This window comes from Rhodobacter capsulatus, assembly GCF_003254295.1.
Lineage (GTDB): Bacteria > Pseudomonadota > Alphaproteobacteria > Rhodobacterales > Rhodobacteraceae > Rhodobacter > Rhodobacter capsulatus.
Genome location: NZ_QKZO01000023.1, coordinates 1 through 1342, shown reverse-complemented (window position 1 = coordinate 1342; position 1342 = coordinate 1). Strand labels below are relative to the sequence as shown.

The following is a 1342-nucleotide window of genomic DNA, read 5'->3' as shown; positions in this document are numbered from 1 at the left end:
GAGAGCATCCAGCACGCCAACCGCGTCATCGGCGACTGGATCAGTTTCTACATCCACCGCCGCCCTCATCAGGCCCTTGCCATGCGCACGCCTGTCGAGGCATTCAGATTAGCGGCCTAACCTGAGCAGATTCAGATGGGTCAATACAGCGATGATCGTAAGCGTCCGCTCATCACCCTCTGCCTAGCGGCTTGACTATTCTCGGAAGTTCCAGGGCATCAGCGCGGCGATATCGCTTTGCATGTGCTGGTCTAGGATCTTGCGGAGCGTGGCGGCGATATAGGCCTCGGGGTTGATACCATTGAGGCGGCAGGTGCCGATCAGCGAGGCGATGCGGGCCCAGGTTTTCGCCCCGTCATCGGAGCCCGCAAAGAGCGCGTTTTTCCTCGTCAGCGGAATCGGACGGATCGCGTTTTCGACGCCATTGGTGTCCATTTCGAGCCGACTGTCCTCAAGGAACCGGGTCAGCCCCGCCCAACGTTTCAGACCGTATCGGATGTGTCGCTTCAGTTCGTTCGTCGAGGAGAGCTGCTGCAGACAGCCCTCGAGCCAAGGCCGCAGGGCCTCGACGATCGGTCTGGAGAACCTCTGCCGGATTTTCACGCGCGTGGCCGGGTCACGGCCGCGGATTTCTTTTTCGATGGCGTAAAGCTGCGCAATGCGCTCGACCATCTCGTCGCAGATTTCCGACGGCGTATCCTTGGCGAACTTGACGAAGCGGCGGCGCCAATGCGTCCAGCAACGCGCTATCGTTCGCCATCGGTTCGAGAACGATGGCGCGTTCGATGTCCCATGGCTTTGAGGTCTTTTTCGGATCGGCGAGTTGGTCATAGCCGCCGTGGCCATCGACCCGCAGCGTGCCGCCAGAGAAGCCCTTGAGGATCTCTTGCGCGACCTTGCCTGCGCGACTGCGCGCGTGATGAAAGACGACTATCGGAGGATCGCCGCCACCCCAGCCACGCTGGTCGCGCAGCACCACCCAGAGCCAATCGGTGCGCACCTCCCCGGTGCCCGGCGCCAGCACCGGCACGGTGGTCTCATCCATCTGCAACCGGTCGCTTCGGCGCAACTCTGTCATCATCGCGTCGATCACCGACGCCAGAAGCTGTGCCGCCCGCCCGGACCATTCCGCCAGCATCGTGCGATCAAGATCGAGCCCCTGGCGGCGATAGATGTCCGCCTGACGGTAAAACGGCAGGTAATCGCCGAATTTGGCAACCATGCAATGCGCCACCAGCGCTTCGGTCGGCAGGCCGCGCGGCACCAGCCATTCCGGCGCGGGAGCCTGGGCGTGCTGCGCCCCCGCGCAGGTCCGGCAGACGTATTTCGGGCGCACCGTCAC

At 63.0% G+C, this 1342-nt stretch carries 1 protein-coding gene and 1 pseudogene; one reads left to right on the top strand and one right to left on the bottom strand.

All coding sequences use genetic code 11. From position 1 onward, the window contains the following. The first annotated feature begins 6 nt into the window (after positions 1 to 6). On the top strand, positions 7 to 120 hold the full coding sequence (locus tag LY44_RS18545) for an integrase core domain-containing protein (protein WP_346243197.1): 114 nt from the start codon (positions 7 to 9) through the stop codon (positions 118 to 120). Positions 121 to 195: 75 nt separating this feature from the next. On the opposite strand, the pseudogene tnpC reads toward LY44_RS18545, so the two are convergent. After that, positions 196 to 1342: pseudogene (tnpC, locus tag LY44_RS17505) on the bottom strand (IS66 family transposase); the annotation flags it as partial.